The sequence below is a fragment of the Pseudomonas sp. JS425 genome, from assembly GCF_018223845.1.
GTDB lineage: Bacteria > Pseudomonadota > Gammaproteobacteria > Pseudomonadales > Pseudomonadaceae > Aquipseudomonas > Aquipseudomonas asiatica.
Window position 1 is genome coordinate 4,920,940 of record NZ_CP073661.1, and the last position, 22,802, is coordinate 4,943,741.

The 22,802-nt window shown below is 61.6% G+C and carries 24 protein-coding genes; 17 read left to right on the plus strand and 7 right to left on the minus strand.

Going from position 1 to position 22,802, the window contains the following annotated elements; all coding sequences use genetic code 11:
• Positions 1-29: 29 nt before the first annotated feature.
• From metG to KDB76_RS22750, 7 genes are all read left to right on the plus strand, one after another.
• Positions 30-2,069 carry a methionine--tRNA ligase gene (gene metG / locus KDB76_RS22720; protein ID WP_015271555.1) on the plus strand — a complete coding sequence of 680 codons (2,040 nt, stop codon included), beginning with the start codon at positions 30-32 and terminating at the stop codon, positions 2,067-2,069.
• Between the two features lie 165 nt (positions 2,070-2,234).
• Positions 2,235-2,783, plus strand: a complete 549-nt coding sequence (locus KDB76_RS22725; protein WP_023660941.1) for an Rnf-Nqr domain containing protein — start codon at positions 2,235-2,237, stop codon at positions 2,781-2,783.
• Positions 2,780-3,754, plus strand: a complete 975-nt coding sequence (locus KDB76_RS22730; RefSeq protein WP_024087664.1) for an RnfABCDGE type electron transport complex subunit D — start codon at positions 2,780-2,782, stop codon at positions 3,752-3,754. Before KDB76_RS22725 ends, KDB76_RS22730 begins: the two co-directional genes overlap by 4 nt.
• Entirely contained in the window at positions 3,751-4,353 is a 603-nt protein-coding gene (locus tag KDB76_RS22735; RefSeq protein WP_013973951.1) for an RnfABCDGE type electron transport complex subunit G, read from the plus strand. The genes KDB76_RS22730 and KDB76_RS22735 overlap by 4 nt, the downstream gene beginning before the upstream one ends.
• Positions 4,346-4,870: an NADH:quinone oxidoreductase gene (locus KDB76_RS22740; protein WP_013973952.1), complete on the plus strand. Its 525-nt coding sequence runs from the start codon at positions 4,346-4,348 to the stop codon at positions 4,868-4,870. The genes KDB76_RS22735 and KDB76_RS22740 overlap by 8 nt, the downstream gene beginning before the upstream one ends.
• A 4-nt stretch (positions 4,871-4,874) precedes the next feature.
• Positions 4,875-5,513, plus strand: coding sequence for an endonuclease III (nth, locus tag KDB76_RS22745; RefSeq protein WP_013973953.1), 639 nt, complete (start codon positions 4,875-4,877; stop codon positions 5,511-5,513).
• A 104-nt stretch (positions 5,514-5,617) separates the two neighbouring features.
• A complete protein-coding gene (locus KDB76_RS22750) occupies positions 5,618-5,794 on the plus strand; it encodes a hypothetical protein (protein WP_003258006.1) in 177 nt (58 codons plus the stop codon).
• A 43-nt stretch (positions 5,795-5,837) separates the two neighbouring features.
• Here the strand turns inward: KDB76_RS22750 and KDB76_RS22755 are convergent, their stop codons facing one another.
• Positions 5,838-6,458 (minus strand): response regulator transcription factor, encoded by a 621-nt coding sequence (locus KDB76_RS22755; RefSeq protein WP_023660944.1) that lies wholly within the window; start codon positions 6,456-6,458, stop codon positions 5,838-5,840.
• A 365-nt stretch (positions 6,459-6,823) separates the two neighbouring features.
• Between KDB76_RS22755 and KDB76_RS22760 the strand changes: the two genes are divergently transcribed.
• Positions 6,824-7,306, plus strand: coding sequence for a hypothetical protein (locus KDB76_RS22760; protein WP_013973955.1), 483 nt, complete (start codon positions 6,824-6,826; stop codon positions 7,304-7,306).
• Positions 7,307-7,362: 56 nt separating this feature from the next.
• Here KDB76_RS22760 and KDB76_RS22765 read toward each other — a convergent pair whose 3' ends face one another.
• Both KDB76_RS22765 and KDB76_RS22770 read right to left on the minus strand, forming a co-directional pair.
• Positions 7,363-8,580 (minus strand): argininosuccinate synthase, encoded by a 1,218-nt coding sequence (locus tag KDB76_RS22765; protein ID WP_013973956.1) that lies wholly within the window; start codon positions 8,578-8,580, stop codon positions 7,363-7,365.
• Between the two features lie 156 nt (positions 8,581-8,736).
• Positions 8,737-9,654: an OmpA family protein gene (locus KDB76_RS22770; RefSeq protein ID WP_024087665.1), complete on the minus strand. Its 918-nt coding sequence runs from the start codon at positions 9,652-9,654 to the stop codon at positions 8,737-8,739.
• 130 nt (positions 9,655-9,784) lie between these two features.
• On the opposite strand from KDB76_RS22770, the gene pyrC reads away from it, so the two are divergent.
• Together pyrC and rnt are read left to right on the plus strand one after the other, a co-directional pair.
• Positions 9,785-10,831 (plus strand): dihydroorotase, encoded by a 1,047-nt coding sequence (gene pyrC / locus KDB76_RS22775; protein ID WP_013973958.1) that lies wholly within the window; start codon positions 9,785-9,787, stop codon positions 10,829-10,831.
• Positions 10,828-11,502, plus strand: coding sequence for a ribonuclease T (gene rnt, locus KDB76_RS22780; RefSeq protein WP_003258010.1), 675 nt, complete (start codon positions 10,828-10,830; stop codon positions 11,500-11,502). The genes pyrC and rnt overlap by 4 nt, the downstream gene beginning before the upstream one ends.
• Positions 11,503-11,661: 159 nt before the next feature.
• Here rnt and KDB76_RS22785 read toward each other — a convergent pair whose 3' ends face one another.
• Positions 11,662-12,264, minus strand: a complete 603-nt coding sequence (locus KDB76_RS22785) for a peroxiredoxin (RefSeq protein ID WP_003254945.1) — start codon at positions 12,262-12,264, stop codon at positions 11,662-11,664.
• A gap of 224 nt (positions 12,265-12,488) precedes the next feature.
• Between KDB76_RS22785 and KDB76_RS22790 the strand changes: the two genes are divergently transcribed.
• Together KDB76_RS22790 and bfr are read left to right on the plus strand one after the other, a co-directional pair.
• Positions 12,489-12,707 (plus strand): bacterioferritin-associated ferredoxin, encoded by a 219-nt coding sequence (locus KDB76_RS22790; protein WP_003254947.1) that lies wholly within the window; start codon positions 12,489-12,491, stop codon positions 12,705-12,707.
• A 201-nt stretch (positions 12,708-12,908) separates the two neighbouring features.
• Positions 12,909-13,382, plus strand: coding sequence for a bacterioferritin (bfr, locus tag KDB76_RS22795; protein ID WP_003258014.1), 474 nt, complete (start codon positions 12,909-12,911; stop codon positions 13,380-13,382).
• Positions 13,383-13,439: 57 nt separating this feature from the next.
• Here bfr and grxD read toward each other — a convergent pair whose 3' ends face one another.
• Together grxD and KDB76_RS22805 are read right to left on the minus strand one after the other, a co-directional pair.
• Positions 13,440-13,775, minus strand: coding sequence for a Grx4 family monothiol glutaredoxin (grxD, locus tag KDB76_RS22800; protein WP_003254949.1), 336 nt, complete (start codon positions 13,773-13,775; stop codon positions 13,440-13,442).
• A gap of 91 nt (positions 13,776-13,866) precedes the next feature.
• Positions 13,867-15,975, minus strand: a complete 2,109-nt coding sequence (locus tag KDB76_RS22805; RefSeq protein ID WP_038410486.1) for a molybdopterin oxidoreductase family protein — start codon at positions 15,973-15,975, stop codon at positions 13,867-13,869.
• Positions 15,976-16,372: 397 nt separating this feature from the next.
• Here KDB76_RS22805 and argF point away from each other — a divergent pair, with 397 nt between their 5' ends.
• Both argF and KDB76_RS22815 read left to right on the plus strand, forming a co-directional pair.
• Positions 16,373-17,293, plus strand: coding sequence for an ornithine carbamoyltransferase (gene argF / locus KDB76_RS22810; protein WP_013973960.1), 921 nt, complete (start codon positions 16,373-16,375; stop codon positions 17,291-17,293).
• Positions 17,290-18,399 (plus strand): ABC transporter ATP-binding protein, encoded by a 1,110-nt coding sequence (locus KDB76_RS22815; RefSeq protein ID WP_013973961.1) that lies wholly within the window; start codon positions 17,290-17,292, stop codon positions 18,397-18,399. Before argF ends, KDB76_RS22815 begins: the two co-directional genes overlap by 4 nt.
• A gap of 38 nt (positions 18,400-18,437) precedes the next feature.
• Here KDB76_RS22815 and ybaK read toward each other — a convergent pair whose 3' ends face one another.
• Positions 18,438-18,908, minus strand: a complete 471-nt coding sequence (ybaK, locus tag KDB76_RS22820) for a Cys-tRNA(Pro) deacylase (protein WP_013973962.1) — start codon at positions 18,906-18,908, stop codon at positions 18,438-18,440.
• Between the two features lie 301 nt (positions 18,909-19,209).
• Here ybaK and KDB76_RS22825 point away from each other — a divergent pair, with 301 nt between their 5' ends.
• From KDB76_RS22825 to glpR, 3 genes are all read left to right on the plus strand, one after another.
• Positions 19,210-20,061 (plus strand): MIP/aquaporin family protein, encoded by an 852-nt coding sequence (locus tag KDB76_RS22825; RefSeq protein ID WP_013973963.1) that lies wholly within the window; start codon positions 19,210-19,212, stop codon positions 20,059-20,061.
• Positions 20,062-20,112: 51 nt separating this feature from the next.
• Entirely contained in the window at positions 20,113-21,612 is a 1,500-nt protein-coding gene (glpK, locus tag KDB76_RS22830; RefSeq protein ID WP_015271569.1) for a glycerol kinase GlpK, read from the plus strand.
• Positions 21,613-21,888: 276 nt separating this feature from the next.
• Positions 21,889-22,644, plus strand: coding sequence for a DNA-binding transcriptional repressor GlpR (glpR, locus tag KDB76_RS22835; protein ID WP_013973965.1), 756 nt, complete (start codon positions 21,889-21,891; stop codon positions 22,642-22,644).
• Positions 22,645-22,802: the final 158 nt, after the last annotated feature.

Below are 22,802 nucleotides of genomic sequence, written 5' to 3' on the forward strand. Positions count from 1 at the left end.
CCCGTCGCCAGATAAGTAGCCGAGCCACCATGTCCGAGCCACGTCAGATTCTCGTCACCAGCGCCTTGCCCTATGCCAACGGATCGATCCACCTTGGCCATATGCTCGAGTACATTCAGACAGACATGTGGGTCCGCTTCCAGAAGCTGCGCGGCAACCAGTGCATCTACGTTTGCGCCGACGACGCCCACGGTTCGGCCATCATGCTGCGCGCCGAGAAAGAAGGCATCACCCCGGAACAGCTGATCGCCAACGTCCAGGCCGAACACAGCAGCGACTTCGCCGACTTCCTGGTGGACTTCGACAACTTCCACTCCACCCACAGCGAAGAAAACCGCGAGCTGTCGGGCCTGATCTACGCGCGCCTGCGAGACGCCGGGCACATCGCCACCCGTTCGGTAACCCAGTATTTCGACCCGGAAAAGGGCATGTTCCTCGCCGACCGCTTCATCAAGGGCACCTGCCCCAAGTGCGCGGCCGAAGACCAGTACGGCGACAACTGCGAGAAATGCGGCGCCACCTACGCGCCCACCGAGCTGAAGAACCCCAAGTCGGCCATCTCTGGTGCCACCCCGGTATTGCGTGATTCCCAGCACTTCTTCTTCAAGCTGCCGGACTTCCAGGCCATGCTGCAGCAGTGGACCCGTAGCGGCACGCTGCAGGACGCGGTAGCCAACAAGCTGGCCGAATGGCTGGACTCGGGCCTGCAGGAGTGGGACATCTCCCGCGACGCGCCGTACTTCGGCTTCGAGATCCCGGGCGAGCCAGGCAAGTACTTCTACGTGTGGCTGGATGCACCGATCGGCTACATGGCCAGCTTCAAGAACCTTTGTGCACGCCGCCCGGAGCTGGACTTCGACGCGTTCTGGAACGAAGGCTCCAAGGCCGAGCTGTACCACTTCATCGGCAAGGACATCGTCAACTTCCACGCCCTGTTCTGGCCAGCCATGCTCGAAGGCGCGGGCTTCCGCAAGCCGAGCGCGGTCAACGTGCACGGCTACCTGACCGTGAACGGCGCCAAGATGTCCAAGTCGCGCGGTACCTTCATCAAGGCCCGCACCTACCTCGACCACCTGCAGCCGGAATACCTGCGTTACTACTACGCTGCCAAGCTGGGCCGCGGTGTCGATGACCTGGACCTGAACCTGGAAGACTTCGTGCAGAAGGTCAACTCCGACCTGGTCGGCAAGGTGGTCAACATCGCCAGCCGCTGCGCCGGTTTCATCCACAAGGGCAATGAAGGCGTGATGGTAGCTGGCGATGCTGCACCGGAGCTGACCGAAGCCTTCCTGGCGGCCGCCCCGTCGATCGCCGACGCCTATGAAGGCCGCGACTTCGGCCGTGCCATGCGCGAAATCATGGCGCTGGCCGACCGCGCCAACGCCTGGATCGCTGACAAGGCCCCATGGTCGCTGGCCAAACAGGAAGGCAAGCAGGATGAAGTTCAGGCCATCTGCGCCCAAGGCATCAACCTGTTCCGCCAATTGGTGATCTTCCTCAAGCCGGTGCTGCCGGTACTGGCTGCCGACGCCGAGGCCTTCCTCAACGTGGCACCACTGACCTGGAACGACCACCTGTCGCGCCTGGAAAACCACCAATTGAACCCGTTCAAGGCGCTGATGAGCCGCATCGAACCGGCCAAGGTCGAAGCCATGGTCGCCGCCAGCAAGGAAGACCTGCTGGCCGCCGAAGCCAAGGCCCCGGCCGGCAATGGCGAGCTGGCCAAGGACCCACTGTCGGCGGAAATCGAGTTCGACACCTTCGCTGCCGTCGATCTGCGCGTGGCACTGATCGTCAAGGCCGAAGCCGTACCGGGCGCGGACAAGCTGCTGCAACTGACCCTGGACATCGGTGACGAGCGCCGCAACGTGTTTTCCGGCATCAAGTCGGCGTACCCCGACCCGTCCCAGCTGGAAGGCCGGCTGACCATGATGGTGGCCAACCTCAAGCCACGGAAGATGCGCTTTGGGGTGTCCGAAGGGATGGTCATGGCGGCCGGGCCTGGCGGTGAAGAGATCTACCTGCTGAGCCCGGACAGCGGTGCCAAGCCAGGCCAGCGCATCAAGTAACAAAACCTGCTGGACCTTGTGGGAGCGGGCGTGCCCGCGAAACTGACTACGCGGTGCATGGCACCGGCGTTGCCGGTGTTCGCGGGCACGCCCGCTCTCACAATGACTCCGGCACCTCGATGCCAAACCCGGACAATCGCCCCGATTCCCGGCTATCGTCATCTCATGAGCGACTACATCCTGGTACTGATCAGCGCTGCGCTGGTCAATCACCTGTGCCTGCAAAAACAGCCATTCCCAAGGCTGCACCTCCACGTGCACGGCCTCGCCTGCGCACTGTGCATTGCCTTGGGCGTGATCGGCGCACAACTACTGGTGCGCGGGGTGCTTGCCCCACTGCAAGCCCAGGACCTTGCCCTGTTCCTGTTGTTGCCCTGGCTGGCCGTGCTTGCCTGGGGCGTACCATGGCTACTGACAAGATGGCGCCCGAGCTGGCCGGTGACGCAACTGCCCGCGCTGCTGTTGAGCAACGCGGTAGTACTGGGCTTGACCCTGCAACAGGCAAGCGACGAAAGCACATGGCTCGCTACCTTGCTGCAAGGCCTGCTGGCCGGCGGCGGCTTCTGGCTGGCGTTGGTGCTGTTCGCCGACCTGCGCCAGCGCAGCGCTCATGCCGACGTCCCCGGGGCAATGCGCGGCCTGCCCATCGAACTGCTTGGGGCCGGAGTAATGGCCATGGCGTTTTCCGGCTTCAACGGGCTGTTCGCCCAATGACCGCCAAGCCCGACCCGCGGCTACGCACCAGCATGGGCCTGGTGTTGCTGGCCTGCGTACCTGGCCTGCTGGCGCTGTTCTGGCTGCATGGCTGGAGTTTGCTACTGAACCTGTTGCTGTGCGCCAGCACCGCGCTGCTGTGCGAGGCGTTGTTGCTTACCTTGCGAGCACAACCGCTGCGCACGGCGCTGAACGACGGCAGCGCGCTGGTGACCGCCGTGCTGCTGGCCGCCGCCCTGCCCACCTTGGCACCCTGGTGGTTGCCGGTGGTCGCTACCAGCGTTGCCATCGGCATCGGCAAGCAGGCCTTTGGCGGGGTTGGGCGCAACCTGTTCAACCCGGCCATGGTCGGCTACGCCTTCGTGCTGCTGAGCTTCCCGTTGCAGATGAACCATTGGCCGGGGCCGGCACCAGGCCTGCTCGACAGCCTGCAGCTGGTGTTCGCCGGCGGCGAGCAGATCGATGCCTGGGCCAGGCCGACGCTGCTCGACGGCCTTCGCCACAACCACAGCCTGACCATCGATGAACTGTTCGCCGGTCACCCGGGCTTCGGCAGCATCGGTGGGCAGGGCAGCGAATGGGTCAACCTGGCGTTCCTGCTGGGCGGCCTGTTCCTGCTGCAACGCAAGGTTATCAGTTGGCATGCGCCGGCCGGTCTGCTGGCTGGGTTGTTCCTGTTCAGCCTGCTGGGCTGGAATGGCTCGGGCTCGGACTCCAACGGCTCTCCCCTGGTGCACCTGTTCTCCGGCTCGACAATGATGGCGGCGTTCTTCATTGCCACCGAACCGGTGTCCGGGCCCCGGCAGGAGTGGGCGAAGCTGGGTTTCGGCCTGGGGGCGGGCCTGCTGATCTATCTGATCCGCACCTGGGGTAGCTACCCGGACGGTACAGCGTTCGCCGTCCTGCTCATGAACCTCATGGCGCCGAGCCTCGAACGCCTGGCTCTGCAGCGCCAGCAGGTTGCCCGATGAAGCGCCTGGTACGTGATGTGGGTTTGTTGCTCCTGACCGGAGCACTGGCGCTGTCGACCACTTTGGCCTGGCAGCACTGGACCAGCGCAGCCATCGCCGACGCCGAGAAGCAACTGAATAGCCGCCAGCGGCTGGCGGTGTTGCCAGAAGGCAGTTACGACAACCAACCTTTGGACAGCCCGTTGCCTAGGCCCGCCGCACAGCGGCCAAACAGCCGCATCCTGGCAGCTTACCGGGCAACGCTGGCGGGTAAACCGGCCGCCGTCATACTGGTCACAAAGGCCCAGGGCTATGCCGGGCCTATCGTGCTGAGCGTGGCCATCGCAGCGGACGGCCGACTGATCGGCAGCCAGGTGGTCGAGCAACAGGAAAGCCCTGGGCTGGGTGCACGCCTGGGTGATGCGCAGCTGAACTGGCTGGGGCAATTTGCCAATCGTCAGCTGGGCGACCACTGGGCGCTGAAGCGCGACCAGGGCGACTTTGACCAGTTGGCCGGCGCAACCGTGACCTCACGTGCAGTGATCGTCGCGCTACAGGAAGCGCTGAGCTACTTCGATGAGCAGCGCAGGGTATTGCTGGAGGGCGCCACGCATGAATAGGCTCTACCTGCTCGGCGCAAGCCTGGTGCCTCTGCTGGGCGCCACCCGAACACTGAGCGAAGGCGCCACCATAGGCGTGTGCGCAGTGCTGCTGAGCAGCCTTCACCAGCTATTAATGCCCCCCCTGCGCCGACGGTCTGTCACCTGGACCTATGTACTGGCCAGCCTGCTGGTTCTGGCGGCCCTGGCCAGTTGCTTGCAACTGGCACTGCGTGCCTGGCTGCTGCCACTGGCACTCTCCCTCGGCCACTATCCCGCACTGCTGTGCCTGCAATGCCTGGCCATTGACTACCTGCTACCCGATCAAGGGCGCTGGCGCCTGCTCGCCGGCCACCTTTGCGCGCTGCTTGCCACATGCCTGCTGCTTGGTGCCAGCCGCCAATGGCTGGCCGACGGTATCGGCCTGCACCTGGCCAGCCTGGCCCCGGGCGCCTTGCTACTGCTCGGACTGCTGTTGGCCTTGTACAATCGCCTGCGTCCGGGCCCTGCCCAATCACGTCATCAAGGAAAGCTCTGATTTCATGAATGCCGCCAAACGCCTGGAGATCTTTCGCAGGCTGCACGAAGACAACCCCGACCCGAAGACCGAACTGGCGTACACCACCCCGTTCGAGTTGCTGGTCGCCGTGACACTGTCTGCGCAATCCACCGATGTCGGCGTCAACAAGGCCACCGCACGCCTGTTCCCGGTCGCCAACACCCCCGAGGCCATCTATGCGCTGGGCGTCGAAGGCCTGAGTGAGTACATCAAGACCATTGGCTTGTACAATAGCAAGGCGAAGAACGTTATCGAAGCCTGCCGGCTGCTGATCGAACGCCATGACAGCCAGGTCCCGCAGACTCGCGAAGCCCTGGAGGCGCTACCCGGCGTTGGCCGCAAGACCGCCAACGTAGTGCTCAACACAGCGTTCCGCCAGCCGACCATGGCGGTGGATACCCATATCTTCCGGGTCAGCAACCGTACGGGCATTGCGCCAGGCAAGACGGTGCTGGAAGTGGAGAAAAAGCTGATCAAGTTCGTACCAAAGGATTACCTGCTCGACGCCCACCACTGGCTGATCCTGCACGGGCGCTATGTGTGCCAGGCACGCAAGCCACGCTGCGGCAGTTGCCGGATTGAAGACTTGTGCGAGTACAAGCACAAGACCTCCGACGATTGAGTCGATAGCTGGAAACTACCGGCAGCGATTGAAAAAATCTTTTTTACCAGCGTCTGCTTTCTGGTTATAAGGACGGCCAATGGCCCCTTGGCTTGGAGCGACTCATGAGTAGCGATAAAGACGACCTGTCGATCGAAGATGATTTTGTTGCCGCAGATGACGAAGCGGAACCCCAGGTGGAAACCGCAAAGACCAACCTGAGCAAGCGCCGCACCATCGACAATATGCTGGAGGAAAGGCGCCTGCAGAAGCAGTTGGCCGACTTCGACTACGATCTGTAACCCTGGCAAAGCCTCCTGGCTGGAGGCTTTACGGCCTTGGCGTTCAGTTCAACCCTTGCCGCTGCGCCAGCTCGATCAGGTCGACCAGCGAGCGCGCATTGAGCTTGAGCAACAGGCGCGACTTGTAGGTACTGACCGTCTTGTTGCTGAGGAACATGCTGTCGGCAATCTCCTTGTTGGAACGCCCTCGCGCCAGCTGTTGCAACACGGTCATCTCGCGCGCCGAGAGGCGGTTGACCATATCCGTCTCGCTTCCGCCCCTGCCACGTGACACATGCAAGGCCTGGTTGGGGAAGTAGCTGTAGCCCGACAGTACGGCCTTGATGGCGCTCAGCAGCTCGGTGAGTTCCTGCTGCTTGCACACATACCCCGCCGCCCCCGCCTGCATGCAGCGCATCGAGAAGTTGCCGGGGGCCTGCGATGTCAGCACCAGCACCTTGCTGCCCGGGCTGAAAGTTGTCATGCGACCGATCACCTCCAAGCCATCCAGCTTGGGGATACCGATATCGAGCACCACGATATCCGGCAGGTGTTGCCGTGTGAGTTGCAGCGCAGCCACCCCGTTGTCGGTTTCCGCCACGACGTCATACCCATGCCGCTCCATCAGCATGCGTACGGCCAGGCGTATGACCGGATGATCATCCACGATAAGCACTTTATTCATGCGATATCCATTCATTGCTTTTGCTTTGGCCCGCCAAGATAACCTACAGAACGCTTACTGGCGCGGTGATTTACCGGCGAAATATATGAACAGATAGAACCTACAACACTTACAGAAATTTCCTACACTCAACTGATGCACTTGTAACAATCAAATTCCCTGTTACCAAATGAACGGTATCACCGGCTGGTAAAAGTGCACCAGTTGGAAACCGGCCGACACCTCAGGAAATATTCAGCTCAAATGCGCTGAACAAACACCGTCATCAGGATTTCAAGCGATTATTCTCACCCGGGAAACAATCCAGTCTTTAGTTGAGCATCGCCGTAAGGTAAAGATGTGCAAAATCGCTGGAGACGACCCATATGCACCAAGTACAGCCTGTCGCCCCGCTGACGATCATTGCCATCTTCGCAGGGATTATCGAAGCCTCCGCCCTTGCCACATTGCCGTTTCTCAGCGAATCCAGCCAAAAGCTCTATACCTGGTTCCTGGTGGGCTTCCCATTCTTCCTGACGGCACTGTTCTTCCTCACGCTCAACTTCAATTACAAGTCGTTCTACGACCCGTCGCCAAACAGGACGCCAAACGACAACACATCGACACCGAGTGATGTGGCCAAGCATGCAATTCCCGGTAGTACCGGCGAAGCGCTGCAGGGCGAGCCTGTCACGTTCATGTTTTCCGGCCCCGATGCCTATCGCATGATGGAGCAGCAATTGCTGTCCGCCCTCGCCCAACCGCCTCAGCAATCTCGCACCTGGCGCTTTTGCAACCTGGACAGACGCCAGTGCGCGCAACTATCGATCAGCGCGCTTGATGAACAGGTGGCAAACGACGGCCACTGATTCCACAGAAAAAAAACCCCGGCCTGAGCCGGGGTTCTTGCTGCACATGACGGCAATCAGAGCAGCGAGCGGCCCTTGTTGGCAGCAATGCGCATACGCAGGGCGTTGAGCTTGATGAAGCCAGCTGCATCCGCCTGGTTGTAGGCGCCGCCATCTTCCTCGAAGGTAGCGATGTTGGCGTCGAACAGCGAGTCGTCCGACTTGCGGCCGACAACGGTGACGTTGCCCTTGTACAACTTCAGGCGTACCACGCCGTTCACGTTGACCTGCGAAGCGTCGATCATCTGTTGCAGCATCAGACGCTCCGGGCTCCACCAGTAGCCGGTGTAGATCAGGCTGGCGTACTTCGGCATCAGCTCATCCTTCAGGTGAGCGACTTCGCGGTCCAGGGTGATCGACTCGATGGCACGGTGGGCCTTGAGCATGATGGTGCCACCAGGGGTCTCGTAGCAACCGCGCGACTTCATGCCGACGTAACGGTTCTCGACGATATCCAGACGGCCGATGCCATTGGCACCACCGATACGGTTCAGGTCGGCCAGGACGGTGGCCGGAGTCTTCTCGACACCGTCGATGGCAACGATGTCACCGTTGCGGTAGGTCAGCTCGATGTAGGTAGCCTGATCCGGGGCGTTCTCAGGCGAGACACTCCAGCGCCACATGTCTTCTTCGTGCTCGGTCCAGGTATCTTCCAGGACACCGCCTTCGTAGGAGATGTGCAGCAGGTTGGCGTCCATCGAGTACGGCGACTTCTTCTTGCCGTGGCGCTCGATCGGGATGCCGTGCTTCTCGGCGTAGTCCATCAGCTTCTCGCGGGACAGCAGGTCCCACTCACGCCATGGGGCGATTACCTTGACGCCTGGCTTCAGCGCGTAGGCACCCAGTTCGAAACGCACCTGGTCGTTGCCTTTGCCGGTGGCGCCATGGGAAATGGCGTCGGCGCCGGTTTCGTTGGCAATTTCGATCAGGCGCTTGGCGATCAGCGGACGGGCGATGGAAGTACCCAGCAGGTACTCGCCCTCGTAGACGGTGTTGGCGCGGAACATCGGGAACACGAAATCACGCACGAATTCTTCGCGCAGGTCGTCGATGTAGATCTCTTTAACGCCCATTGCCTGGGCCTTGGCACGAGCCGGCTCGACCTCTTCGCCCTGCCCTAGGTCAGCGGTGAAGGTCACCACTTCGCAGTTGTAGGTATCCTGCAGCCACTTGAGAATCACCGAAGTATCAAGGCCGCCGGAATACGCCAGTACGACCTTTTTTACGTCCGCCATGCCATCACTCCACGGGGTTGTACGGAAAGGGATCGATTCTAACGACGTTACGGATAAAATTACAGTGGGGCGACAGCTTCTGACGACAAAGCGACAAGAAGTTTCGGAAGGGCGACTTACCGTCGGAAATTATGAAATGCCGTGTGGGAGCAGCCTTCAGGACTTGGCAGGTGTTGGCTCAGGGGCCTTTTCGACAGGCTTCTCAGCCGGCTTCTCGATGACCGCAACCCGATCCAGTTCGATATTCACCCGACGATTACGCGCCCGGTTGGCAGCATTGGTGTTCTTCGCCAATGGGTAACGCTCGCCATGGAAACGCACGGTAATCTGCTCTTCCGGAACGCCATGGGCCTTGAGGTAGTCGGCTACCGCCAGTGCCCGGCGGCGCGACATGTCGCGATTGGTCAGGCGATTGCCACTGTTGTCGGAGTGGCCGTTGAGCTCTACATGGTTAACGGTCGGGTCAGCCTTGATGTAGTCGAGGATCACATCCAGCCGTGCCTTGGCCGCGCCATCCAGCTCGAAGCCTCCCCCGGGGAAGCCCACCTGGGTCTGACGCACCTGATCGTAATTCATCGGCAGCAGCTTGCCGGCACAGGCCTGATAGTCGTTGTAGGCCTTGGCGAAGCTGACCGGCAGCACACGCACCTCCATCGGCCTGCCCGCCTCGCCGGCATAATTGCGTACCACCGTGCTGCGCCCATCGAGCAGGCCGTTGATCAGGCGACTGGCCTGGCCTTGGGAAGAACTGAACAACACCCCGGTACGGGCCATGCGCACGCTGCCCAGATTGATGTCGCTGCGCCCAGGCTGCCACGGCGCAGCAGCTGCCAGCAATGTGGCCGTGCCCGCCCCCAGTACGTTGCTGTCCGAGCGCAACTGGAACACCGGCTGCTCGCCCGCGCGGCGCACGAACTCGCCACTGCCGAAACCATCGATCGGCTGGATCAGCCGGCATTCGAACTGGTCACCCTCGACCTTCCAGGCAATGTTTTCCATGCGCGTCTGGAAGGTCAGCGCACCGGCCGGCAGGCTGGCGAACAGGGTCAACAGGGCTAGGTAACGCTGGCGCACGGGCGGCTCCACAAATTCAGACGGCTTACCTGCAGGCTATCGGACGCCTGGCGGAAAACTTGATAGCCGTGCTCCACCCAGGGTTTTCCGGTAGCATTGGGGCTTGAGTTCGACCCGCCTGGAATCCCCAATGTCCGATCGCCTGACCCTCCTGCGTCCCGACGACTGGCACATCCATCTGCGCGATGGTGCCGTCCTGCCCCACACCGTTGGCGATGTGGCGCGTACTTTCGCCCGTGCCATCATCATGCCCAACCTGGTTCCGCCGGTACGCAATGCCGTAGAGGCCGGCGCCTACCGTGAGCGCATCCTGGCCGCCCGCCCGGCTGGCAGCAGCTTCGAGCCGCTGATGGTGTTGTACCTCACCGACCGCACCAGCCCCGAGGACATCCGCGCGGCCAAGGCCAGCGGTTTCGTGTATGCCGCCAAGCTGTACCCTGCTGGCGCCACCACCAATTCCGACTCGGGCGTGACCAGCATCGACAACATCTTCCCGGCCATCGAGGCGCTGGCGGAAGTTGGCATGCCGCTACTGGTGCATGGCGAAGTGACCCGTAGCGAGATCGACGTGTTCGACCGCGAGAAGCGCTTCATCGACGAGCATATGCGCCGTGTGGTCGAGCGCTTCCCGACACTGAAGGTGGTGTTCGAGCACATCACCACCAGCGATGCCGCGCAGTTCGTCACCGAGGCCCCGGCCAACGTCGGCGCGACCATCACCGCGCAGCACCTGCTGTACAACCGCAACCACATGCTGGTTGGCGGCATTCGCCCGCACTTCTACTGCCTGCCGATCCTCAAGCGCAACACCCATCAGGTGGCGTTGCTGGATGCGGCCACCAGCGGCAACCCGAAGTTCTTCCTGGGTACCGACTCGGCCCCACACGCCCGACACGCCAAGGAAGCCGCCTGCGGTTGCGCCGGTTGCTACACCGCCTACGCAGCCATCGAGATGTACGCCGAAGCGTTCGAGCAGCGTAACGCGCTGGACAAGCTGGAAGGCTTTGCCAGCCTGCACGGCCCGGCGTTCTACGGCCTGCCGGCAAACACCGACACCATTACCCTGGTCCGCGAAGAATGGACCGCCCCGGATAGCCTGCCGTTTGGCGAGCAGACCGTGGTCCCGCTGCGCGCCGGCGAAAAACTGCGCTGGCGCCTGCTGGAGGAAAACGCGTGAGCGAAGACCTCTACGAAGACGACCTCGACACCCAAGGCAGCAGCGGTTCGCGCCACCCGATGGCCGAGCGTTTCCGCGGCTATCTGCCGGTAGTGGTAGACGTTGAAACCGGCGGCTTCAACAGCGCTACCGATGCCCTGCTGGAAATTGCCGCAGTCACCATCGGCATGGACGAAAAGGGCTTCCTGTTCCCCGAGCACACCTACTTCCACCGCGTGGAGCCATTCGAGGGCGCCAACATCGAGGCGGCCGCGCTGGAATTCACCGGGATCAAGCTGGACCACCCGCTGCGTATGGCAGTCAGCGAAGAAAGTGCGCTGACCGACATATTCCGTGGCGTACGCAAGGCGCTCAAGGCCAATGGTTGCAAGCGGGCGATCCTGGTCGGCCACAACAGCAGCTTTGACCTGGGCTTCCTCAATGCGGCGGTGACGCGCAATGACCTGAAGCGCAACCCGTTCCACCCGTTCTCCAGCTTCGACACCGCTACCCTGGCGGGCCTGGCTTATGGCCAGACCGTACTGGCGCGGGCCTGCCAGAGCGCCGACATCGACTTCGACGGGCGTGAGGCGCACTCGGCGCGCTATGACACCGAGAAGACGGCCGAGCTGTTCTGCGGCATCGTCAACCGCTGGAAAGAGATGGGCGGCTGGCGCGATTTCAACGATTGATCTGCAAAAGCGTTCGCGGGCATGCCCGCTCCCACAGGTACTGCAGTGGCCTCAGCCATTGTGCGACTCATGTGGGAGCGGGCAAGCCTGCGAAGAGGCCGGCACAGGACGGCACAAAAAAACCGGCCACAAGGGCCGGTTTTTTCATGCACGCGGCAATTACAGCTTGCCAGCGTTCTCGCTCAGGTAGGCAGCAACGCCTTCCGGCGAAGCGTTCATGCCTTTGTCGCCTTTTTTCCAGTTGGCAGGGCAGACTTCGCCGTGCTCTTCGTGGAACTGCAGGGCGTCGACCAGGCGCAGCAGCTCGTCCATGTTGCGGCCCAGTGGCAGGTCGTTGACGATCTGCGAACGAACAACACCGTTGGTGTCGATCAGGAAGGCGCCACGGAAGGCTACGCCGCCTTCGGACTCGACGTCGTAGGCTTTGCAGATTTCGTGGGTCATGTCGGCAGCCAGGGTGTACTTGACCTGGCCGATACCGCCGTTGTTGACCGGGGTGTTACGCCAGGCGTTGTGGGTGAAGTGCGAGTCGATCGACACGCCAATCACTTCCACGTTGCGCGCCTGGAAGTCAGGGATGCGGTTGTCCAGGGCGATCAGCTCGGACGGGCAGACGAAGGTGAAGTCCAGCGGGTAGAAGAACACCAGGCCGTACTTGCCCTTGATGGCCGAAGCCAGGTTGAAGCTGTCGACGATCTCGCCGTTGCCCAGCACGGCCGGAACGGTGAAATCGGGGGCTTTCTTACCAACGAGTACGCTCATTGTAATCTCCTGATGAGGGTGAAAAACCGTTTGCCGGGCCAGACGGGCTTGCCCGACATCCAACAAAGGCCGTCCATCATACACGGCTTCTGGTGACAGGCCGACTCCAACGACGAAGCAACCGCCGGTCGCTCAAGCACGGCCCTTTCAGAAACTCCTTTGACAAGCATTCTCATTAACATTGAGCTCCACTCCATCGAGCCCACCAACGATGGTCAGCCTTTATGTATGTGTGTCTTTGTGTCGGCGTTACCGACGGACAGATCCGCGATGCGATCTATGAAGGATGCTGCAGCTACAAGGAAGTGCGAGCCGCCACCAACGTCGCCAGCCAGTGCGGCAAATGTGCCTGCGTGGCCAAGCAGGTGGTCCGCGAGACCCTGACCGAACTCCAGGTCAGCCAGGCAGCCCTGCCCTACCCCGTGGAATTTACCGCAGCCTGAAAACGAAGAATTCGAAGAACCGGACCTTGCGTCCGGTTTTTTTATGCTCGCAATTCAATAAGTTAGCGCTCCAACGCGGTTCACAAACATTCTTATTTCCATTAATTTTCACTTATTATTCAAGAACTTAGGTTTGACACACCTAAGTATCGGGCTCAAACTTCACTGTATTGGCACACTTCTACAGGGCAGGAACCCGACATGAAAGGCGACGTAAGCGTCATCCAGCATCTCAACAAGATCCTCGGAAACGAGCTGGTCGCGATCAACCAGTACTTCCTGCACGCACGCATGTACGAAGATTGGGGCCTGAACAAACTCGGCAAGCACGAGTACAAGGAATCCATCGACGAGATGAAGCACGCTGACAAACTGATCAAGCGTATTCTCTTCCTCGAAGGCATCCCCAACGTCCAGGACCTGGGCAAGCTGCTGATTGGCGAGCACACCAAAGAGATGCTCGAATGCGACCTGAAGATCGAACAGAAAGGCCTGGTCGACCTGAAAGCGGCCATCGCCCATTGCGAAACCGCTGGCGACTTTGGCTCGCGTGACATGCTCGAAGATATCCTCGAGTCCGAGGAAGAACACATCGACTGGCTGGAAACCCAGCTGGGGCTGATCGACAAGATTGGTATCGAGAACTACCTGCAGTCGCAGATGGGCGAAGAATAAATATTCGCTCCATGAAAAAACCCGCGATCAGCGGGTTTTTTCATGCTTGCCGGAAAATCAGGCCTCGGAAGCCTTGGCCTTGGCAGCCGCTTCCTTGATCAGGGTCTGCAGCTCACCCTTCTCGAACATTTCCAGCATGATGTCGCTGCCGCCGACCAGTTCACCGGCTACCCACAGCTGCGGGAAGGTCGGCCAGTTGGCGTATTTTGGCAGGTTCGCACGGATTTCCGGGTTCTGCAGGATGTCGACGTAGGCGAACTTCTCGCCACAACCCATCACGGCCTGCGATGCACGCGCAGAGAAGCCACACTGCGGGGCATTCGGCGAGCCTTTCATGTAAAGCAGAATGGTGTTGTTGGCAATCTGCTCTTTGATCGTTTCGATGATATCCATGTAGCACCTCGGCTGAACTTTCCGACGCGGTCGTCGGCACGGTGACGCATTGTAACGGAAAGCCGAGCAGCATGCTCGGCCTTACCATTCCTTACGCGGCCTCTACCTGCACGGGTACGCCATTGAGGGCGGCGTTGCCGGAAACCTGGTCACGCAGACGCTCATCGGTGAGGTCGTTGGCACTCACCCCAGGTTGCGCCTTGGCGATCTTCATGTGCACGCCTTGACGAGAGTGACCGAAGCCATGGGGCAGGCTGACTACACCAGGCATCATGTCCTCGCAGGCCTGAACCTCGACTTCAAGATCCCCGGTACGCGAGCGGATACGAACTCGCTGGCCGTCCTGCAACTGACGATGCTGCAGGTCCTGCGGATGCATCAACAGCTGATGGCGCGGTTTGCCTTTCACCAGTCGATGAAAGTTGTGCATCCATGAATTGTTGCTGCGAACATGGCGACGGCCGATCAGCAGCAGTTCGCCCGGCGCCGGAGGGGCCTGTTGCGCCAGTCGCCCCAAGTCATCCAGCAGCACCTGGGGCGCCGCTTCAACGGCCTTGCTGGCAGTCGTCAGGCGCGCAGCGAAGTTGGCGCGCAATGGCCCCAGGTCGAGGCCATGCGGGTGCTCGTCCAGCGCTGCCAGCGACAGCTGCCAGGGTGTCGCGTCACCATAACGCCCCTTGCGCAGGGCCAGGTCGATCATCTGCGCCGGTGCCAAGGTCGGCTTCAATTCCAGCTCGGCGCGTTTGGCGAACGCTTGTGCCAGTCCGACAAAAATTTCCCAGTCATGCAATGCCCCTTCGGGCTTGGCCAGGATCGCCCGGTTGAAGCGGGTCACGTTGCGCACGGCCAGCAAGTTGAATGTGCTGTCGTAATGGTCGTTTTCCAGCGCCGAGGTAGAGGGCAGGATCAGGTCGGCATGGCGGGTGGTTTCGTTGATGTACAGGTCAATGCTGAGCATGAACTCCAGCCCGTCCAGCGCCACATCCAGCTGGCGGCCATTGGGCGTTGAGAGCACGGGGTTGCCAGCCACCGTCACCAGCGCACGCACCTGCCCTTCGCCGGGCGTCAGCATTTCCTCGGCCAAGGCCGCCACGGGCAGTTCGCCGCCGTACTCGGGCAAGCCCGACACCCGGCTCTGCCAGGCGTTGAAATGGCCACCCGAGGTGGTCGCCACCAGGTCGACGGCAGGCTCGGTGCACAACGCGCCGCCTTCACGGTCAAGGTTGCCGGTCACCAGGTTGATCAGTTGCACCAGCCAGTGGCAAAGGGTGCCGTAGGCTTGGGTCGAAACCCCCATGCGGCCGTAGCACACCGCCCTGTCGGCCGCGGCAAAGTCCCTTGCCAGCTGGCGAATGTCTGTCGCGGCAATGCCACAGTGCGCGCTCATGGCCTCCGCGCTGAACGGCGCGATCGCTTCGCGCACCTGCTGCAGGCCGACGACCGGCAAGTGTGAGCCGCGCGCCAGGCCTTCAGCGAACAGGGTATTGAGCAAGCCACACAACAAGGCCGCATCCCCTCCAGGGCGAATGAACAGGTGACTGTCGGCCATCGCCGCCGTTTCGCTGCGCCGCGGGTCCACCACCACCAGGCGCCCACCCCGGGCCTGCAGGGCTTTCAGGCGTTTTTCCACGTCCGGCACGGTCATGATGCTGCCGTTGGAGGCCAGCGGGTTGCCGCCGAGGATCAGCATGAAACCGGTCTGGTCGATGTCCGGGATCGGCAGCAGCAGGCCATGGCCGTACATCAGGTGGCTGACCAGGTGCTGCGGCAACTGGTCCACCGAGGTGGCAGAGAAGCGGTTGCGGGTTTTCAGCAGGCCCAGGAAGTAGTTGCTGTGGGTCATCAGGCCGTAGTTGTGCACGCTCGGGTTGCCTTGGTACACCGCCACGGCATTGCGCCCATGGACCTGCTGGATCGCCCACAGCCTGTCGGCGGCCAGGGCAAAGGCCTCGTCCCAGCCGATGGCCTCCCAGTGCTCGCCCACCCGCTTGTGCGGTTGGCGCAGGCGGTCGGGGTCGTTCTGAATGTCCTGCAGGGCCACGGCCTTGGGGCAGACATGGCCGCGGCTGAATGGGTCCTGGGGGTCACCCTTGATCGAACTGATCTGAGCCTGCCCGTCGTCGTCATGGCTGACTTCAATGTTCAGCCCACAGATCGCTTCGCACAGGTGACAGGCACGGTGATGCAGGGTCTTGGTCATGGCCGCCTCTGCCTTGTTGTTGTGGAGGATGTGTAGAGGGTTGTCGAACATCGACTATGCGCCCAGCCCCCGCCACCGGCCAGCGCCCTTCGCGGCGTGAATCCACCGACATCAGGCACACGATTTGCGACAGCCATTTGCCAAATTGCCGGCAAGCCGTGTACAACCCTCTGTAGCAAATAAAAAACAGCACTGCCCGTCGGGAAAAGACACCCTTTGCAACACCCTTTGGTACTGGGCAGCTGTTTCCCCTCTTGGCTTCAGGCGACATTTACTTATAGTATTGCGCCTTTCCCTATTTCGTCCGCCCCCGTGCGGCTTACGCCGCAGGTCACTCCCGTTGTCAAAAAAAACCATACGGTCGACCTGCATACCGTTGCAGATAAGGTAGTCAATCATGAGCGCTAGGCACTTTCTCTCCCTGCTGGACTTCACCACCGACGAATTGCTCGGTGTGATCCGCCGCGGCATCGAGCTGAAGGACCTGCGCAAGCGAGGCGTGCTGTTCGAGCCCCTGAAGAACCGCGTACTGGGCATGATCTTCGAAAAATCCTCGACCCGTACCCGCGTGTCGTTCGAGGCCGGCATGATCCAGCTCGGCGGCCAGGCCATCTTCCTGTCCCCGCGCGATACCCAGCTGGGCCGTGGCGAGCCGATCGGCGATAGCGCCATCGTGCTGTCGAGCATGCTCGACGTGGTGATGATCCGTACCCACGCCCACAGCACCCTGACCGAATTCGCCGCCAACTCGCGTGTGCCGGTGATCAACGCGCTGTCCGACGAGTCCCACCCGTGCCAGCTGCTGGCCGACATGCAGACCTTCCTCGAACATCGCGGCTCGATCCAGGGCAAGACCGTCGCCTGGATCGGCGATGGCTTCAACATGTGCAACTCGTACATCGAGGCAGCCAGGCAGTTCGACTTCCAGCTGCGCATTGCCTGCCCGGAAGGCTACGAGCCGGACCCACGCTTCATGGCCATTGGTGGCGACCACGTGCAGATCGTGCGTGACCCGAAGGAAGCCGTGCGCGGCGCCCATCTGGTAACCACGGATGTCTGGACTTCCATGGGCCAGGAGGAGGAAACTGCACGGCGCCTGGCGCATTTCGCGCCTTACCAGGTCACCCGCGAACTGCTCGACCTGGCGGCACCCGACGCCCTGTTCATGCACTGCCTGCCAGCCCACCGTGGTGAGGAAATCAGCCATGACCTGCTCGACGACCCACGTTCGGTCGCCTGGGACCAGGCTGAAAACCGCCTGCATGCACAGAAGGCCCTTCTCGAATTCCTTGTAGAACCGGCTTACCACCACGCATGAGTCAACCCCTACTGCTCAACCTGCGCAACCTCGCCTGCGGCTATGGCGACCAGCGCATCGTTCAGAACCTCAATCTGCACCTGAACGCAGGCGACATCGGTTGCCTGCTGGGTTCATCCGGTTGCGGCAAGACCACCACCCTGCGCGCCATCGCCGGTTTCGAACCCGTGCACGATGGCGAGATCCAGTTGGCTGGCGAAGTCATTTCCCGGGCCGGTTTCACACTGGCCCCGGAAAAACGCCGCATCGGCATGGTGTTCCAGGATTACGCGCTGTTCCCGCACCTGACCGTGGCGCAGAACGTTGCCTTCGGCATCGCCAAGCACCCCCGCCAGGCCGAGGTCATCGAAGAGATGCTCGAGCTGGTCAAGCTGGGCGGTCTGGGCGGGCGCTACCCGCATGAACTGTCCGGCGGCCAGCAGCAACGGGTCGCCCTGGCCCGTGCACTGGCACCGGAGCCGCAACTGCTGCTGCTCGACGAGCCATTTTCCAACCTCGACGTAGAGCTGCGCCGGCGCCTGAGCCATGAGGTTCGCGACATTCTCAAGAGTCGCGGCACCAGTGCCGTTCTGGTGACCCATGACCAGGAAGAAGCCTTTGCCGTCAGCGACCAGGTTGGCGTGTTCAAGGAAGGCCGCCTGGAGCAGTGGGACACGCCCTACAACCTTTACCACGAGCCGCAGACGCCGTTCGTGGCCAGCTTCATTGGCCAGGGGTATTTCATCCGTGGGCAGATGATCAGCCACGAGGCAGTCAATACCGAACTGGGTGAATTACGCGGCAACCGTGCCTACATCATGGCGCCGGGCAGCTCGGTGGATGTGCTGCTGCGCCCTGACGATATCGTCCACGCACCGGGCAGTGCGCTGCAGGCGAACATCGTCGGCAAGAGCTTCCTTGGGGCATCGACCCTGTACCGCCTGCAATTGCCGACCGGCAGCCAGCTCGAGGCGATCTTCCCTAGCCATGACGACCGTCAGGTCGGTGAGGATGTGGGGATTGCGGTCAAGGCCGATCACCTGGTGCTGTTCCCGGTGCCGGGCAGCGTGGCGGCGCAGTTGCCGCGGCAGGACAACGGCGTTCGCCGGTACAGCTCGGCGACCTGATTCGAAATATTGGGGCCGCTCTGCGGCCCCCAAGATTCTCAGCCTCTACCGATCCCGGCGAACTTGCCCTGGGTGTGCTCAGCCAGCACCACCGCCGCCAACTCCACCTCCAGCCCACGCCGCCCGGCGCTGACATGGATGGTTGCAAAGTTCTGCGCCGAGTCATCGATGAAGGTGCGCAGGCGCTTCTTCTGCCCCAGCGGGCTGATCCCGCCCACCAGGTACCCCGTGGCTCGCTGCGCCGACGCTGGGTCGGCCATCTCGCACTTTTTCACTCCGGCAGCCTGGGCCAGGGCTTTGAGGTCGAGCGTACCCACCACAGGCACCACTGCTACCAGCAACTCACCTTTCTCGCTGCTCGCCAGCAAGGTCTTGAATACCTGCTGCGGGTCGAGACCGAGTTTCTCCGCCGCTTCCAGGCCATATGACGCCGATTTGGGGTCATGTTCGTAACTGTGCACACGATGCTCGGCACGGTGTTTCTTCAACAGGTCTAGGGCGGGGGTCATGCGGGGGCTCCGGTCGGGACAGCTCGGCGGCTACTTTAGGACAATTCCCACACCGCAGCCAGCGCACCGCAATTGCGCGGCTCTAGTACGCGGATCCGCATCTGAAATCAGCATCCAGATCGTGACCGACCGTTCACTTTCGACCTTTGACATCAGCGTTTCTTGTCTATATTTTTTCGTTTCTGAATAAATGGTGCACTTTTAAGGTGCATTTCCAACATCTGCCCGGGTCAACGGGGATAGACTCCGGGCTTTGCTGTCGAGCGCCACGCGCCTCACAACAAAAAAAACGAGGTCATACATGACGACTGCTCTACGCCAACCCACGCTTTCCAGCCAATGCCTGGCCGAGTTCCTGGGCACTGCACTGCTCATCTTTTTCGGTACCGGCTGCGTCGCCGCGCTCAAGGTCGCGGGCGCAAGCTTCGGCCTTTGGGAAATCAGTATCATCTGGGGCGTGGGCGTCAGCATGGCGATCTACCTCACCGCCGGTATTTCCGGCGCGCACCTGAACCCCGCGGCGAGCATCGCCCTCACCCTGTTCGCCGGCTTCGACAAGCGCAAGCTGCCCTTCTACATGCTGGCCCAGGTATGCGGCGCGTTCTGTGGCGCAGCGTTGGTCTACACCCTGTACAGCAACCTGTTCTTCGATTTCGAACAGGCCCACGCCATGTTGCGCGGTAGCGAAGCCAGCCTGGAACTGGCCTCGGTCTTCTCCACCTATCCGCACCCATCGCTGTCCACCGGCCAGGCGTTTCTGGTCGAGGTGATCATCACCGCCATCCTGATGGCCGTGATCATGGCCCTGACCGACGACAACAACGGCCTGCCGCGCGGTGCCATGGCCCCGCTGCTGATCGGCCTGCTGATCGCGGTTATCGGCAGCGCCATGGGCCCGTTGACCGGCTTTGCCATGAACCCGGCCCGCGATTTCGGGCCAAAACTCATGACCTTCCTGGCCGGTTGGGGCGAAATCGCCTTCACTGGCGGTCGGGACATGCCTTATTTCCTGGTTCCGGTGTTCGCACCGATCCTTGGCGCCTGCCTGGGTGCCGCGACCTATCGCGGCCTGATCGCACGCAACCTGCCAATGGCAGCCGCCGTGAACCCTGAGACAAATGACAATCGCCAGGGCGATACTCAAGTCAACTGACGCCGGCATCACGCCCAGCCCTGACCCCCTATTTTCGCAAGGCCTACGACCATGACAGACACCCAGGATAAGAACTACATCATCGCCCTGGACCAGGGCACCACCAGTTCGCGGGCCATTATTTTCGACCGCGACGCCAATGTGGTGGGGACCTCCCAGCGCGAGTTCGCCCAGCACTACCCGCAGGCGGGCTGGGTCGAGCACGACCCGATGGAAATCTTTGCCACGCAGAGCGCGACCATGGTCGAAGCCTTGGCCCAGGCGGGCATCAGCCACGCCCAGGTCGCCGCACTGGGTATCACCAACCAACGTGAAACCACCGTGGTGTGGGACAAGGAAACCGGCCGCCCGGTGTACAACGCCATCGTCTGGCAGTGCCGCCGCAGCACCGAGATCTGCGCCCAGCTCAAGCGCGACGGCCATGAAGACTACATTCGCGAAACCACCGGCCTGGTCACCGACCCATACTTCTCCGGCACCAAGCTGAAGTGGATCCTCGACAATGTCGAGGGTGCCCGCGAACGCGCCGAGCGCGGCGAGCTGCTGTTCGGCACCATCGATACCTGGCTGATCTGGAAGTTCTCCGGCGGCAAGGTGCATGTCACTGATTACACCAACGCCTCGCGCACGCTGATGTTCAACATCCACAGCCTGCAGTGGGACGACAAGCTCCTGGAAATCCTCGGCATCCCACGGCAGATGCTGCCCGAGGTACGCCCTTCCTCCGAGGTCTACGGCCATACCAAGAGCGGTATCGCCATTGCCGGTATCGCCGGTGATCAGCAATCGGCACTGTTCGGCCAGATGTGCGTTGAACCGGGCCAGGCCAAGAACACCTATGGCACCGGCTGCTTCCTGCTGATGAACACCGGTGACCAGGCGGTGAAGTCGTCCCATGGCCTGCTAACCACCATCGCCTGCGGCCCGCGTGGTGAAGTGGCCTATGCGCTGGAGGGCGCAGTGTTCAATGGTGGTTCCACCGTGCAGTGGCTGCGTGACGAACTGAAGATCGTCAACGACGCACTGGATACCGAATACTTCGCCAGCAAGGTCAAGGACAGCAACGGCGTATACCTGGTGCCTGCCTTCACCGGCCTGGGTGCCCCGTACTGGGACCCGTATGCCCGTGGCGCACTGTTCGGCCTGACCCGTGGCGTGAAGGTGGACCACATCATCCGCGCCGCGCTGGAATCGATCGCCTACCAGACCCGCGACGTGCTCGACGCCATGCAGCAGGACTGCGGCCAGCGCCTGTCCGAATTGCGCGTGGACGGCGGTGCGGTGGCCAACAACTTCCTCATGCAGTTCCAGGCCGACATCCTTGGCACCTGCGTGGAGCGGCCGAAGATGCGCGAAACCACCGCGCTGGGGGCGGCCTACCTGGCAGGCCTGGCCTGTGGCTTCTGGAGCGGCCTGGACGAACTGCGCGACAAGGCGATCATCGAGCGCGAGTTCAGCCCGCAGCTGGATGAAACGCAGAAAGAGAAGCTGTATGCCGGCTGGAAGAAGGCAGTCGACCGTACCCGTGACTGGGAAGATCACGAGGCCTGATCCTACCTGACAGGCGCTACACCACGTGTAGGAGCGGCCTTGTGTCGCGAAAGGGCCGCAAAGCGGCCCCAGGATTTTCGTGTCATTGCAAATGTTGCTGGGGCCGCTTCGCGGCCCTTTCGCGACACAAGGCCGCTCCTACAAAAAAGCGCCAGCGCAGGCCACAGAATCGATGCAGGGCATTTGTCCCCGCGGCCGCCCCGATAGTCTACTGGTCGTAGTCCGCGTCCTACGGCATCATTGCAGCATTTGTCCGGCAGCCCCAAAGGACCGCCCATGAATCTGCCCCCTCGCCAACAACAAATCCTCGAACTGGTGCGCGAACGCGGTTACGTCAGTATCGAAGAAATGGCGCAGCTGTTCGTCGTCACACCGCAAACCATCCGCCGTGATATCAACCAGCTGGCCGAGCTCAATCTGCTACGTCGCTACCACGGGGGCGCGGCCTACGACTCGAGCATCGAGAACACCGCCTACGCCATGCGCGCCGATCAGATGCGCGACGAAAAGCAACGCATCGCCGAAGCCGTGGCCCGGCAGATTCCCGACCATGCCTCGCTGTTCATCAACATCGGCACCACCACCGAATCCATCGCCCGGGCGCTGCTCAACCACAACCACCTTAAAGTCATCACCAACAACCTGCACGTGGCCGCGATCCTAGCCGCCAAGGACGATTTCGAAGTGCTGGTGGCAGGTGGTACGGTGCGCCGTGATGGCGGCGTCGTCGGCCAGGCCAGTGTCGACTTCATCAACCAGTTCAAGGTCGACTTCGCCCTGGTGGGCATCAGCGGCATCGACGAAGATGGCAGCCTGCTCGATTTCGATTACCAGGAAGTGCGGGTATCCCAGGCAATCATCGCCAATGCCCGACAAGTGATCCTTGCCGCCGACTCCAGCAAGTTCGGGCGCAACGCCATGGTGCGCATGGGCTCGATCAGCCTGGTCGACTGCCTGGTGACCGACCAGGCGCCAACCGCCGCCCTCACCCAGCTGCTGAACCAGTACAAGATCCGGCTTGAGGTGGTTTGAGGGCTGACAGGCGTATGCCGCAAGGTTTGTCGCGCCTGTGAGATCGAGCGTCGCCCACGCCGCGCTTGATCTCACAGGCGCGATACCTTTCAAACCGATCATCCAAAACTTTCGTAAATGTTCATTTCATTGTCATCTGATCAGTTTTTTCTATAAAG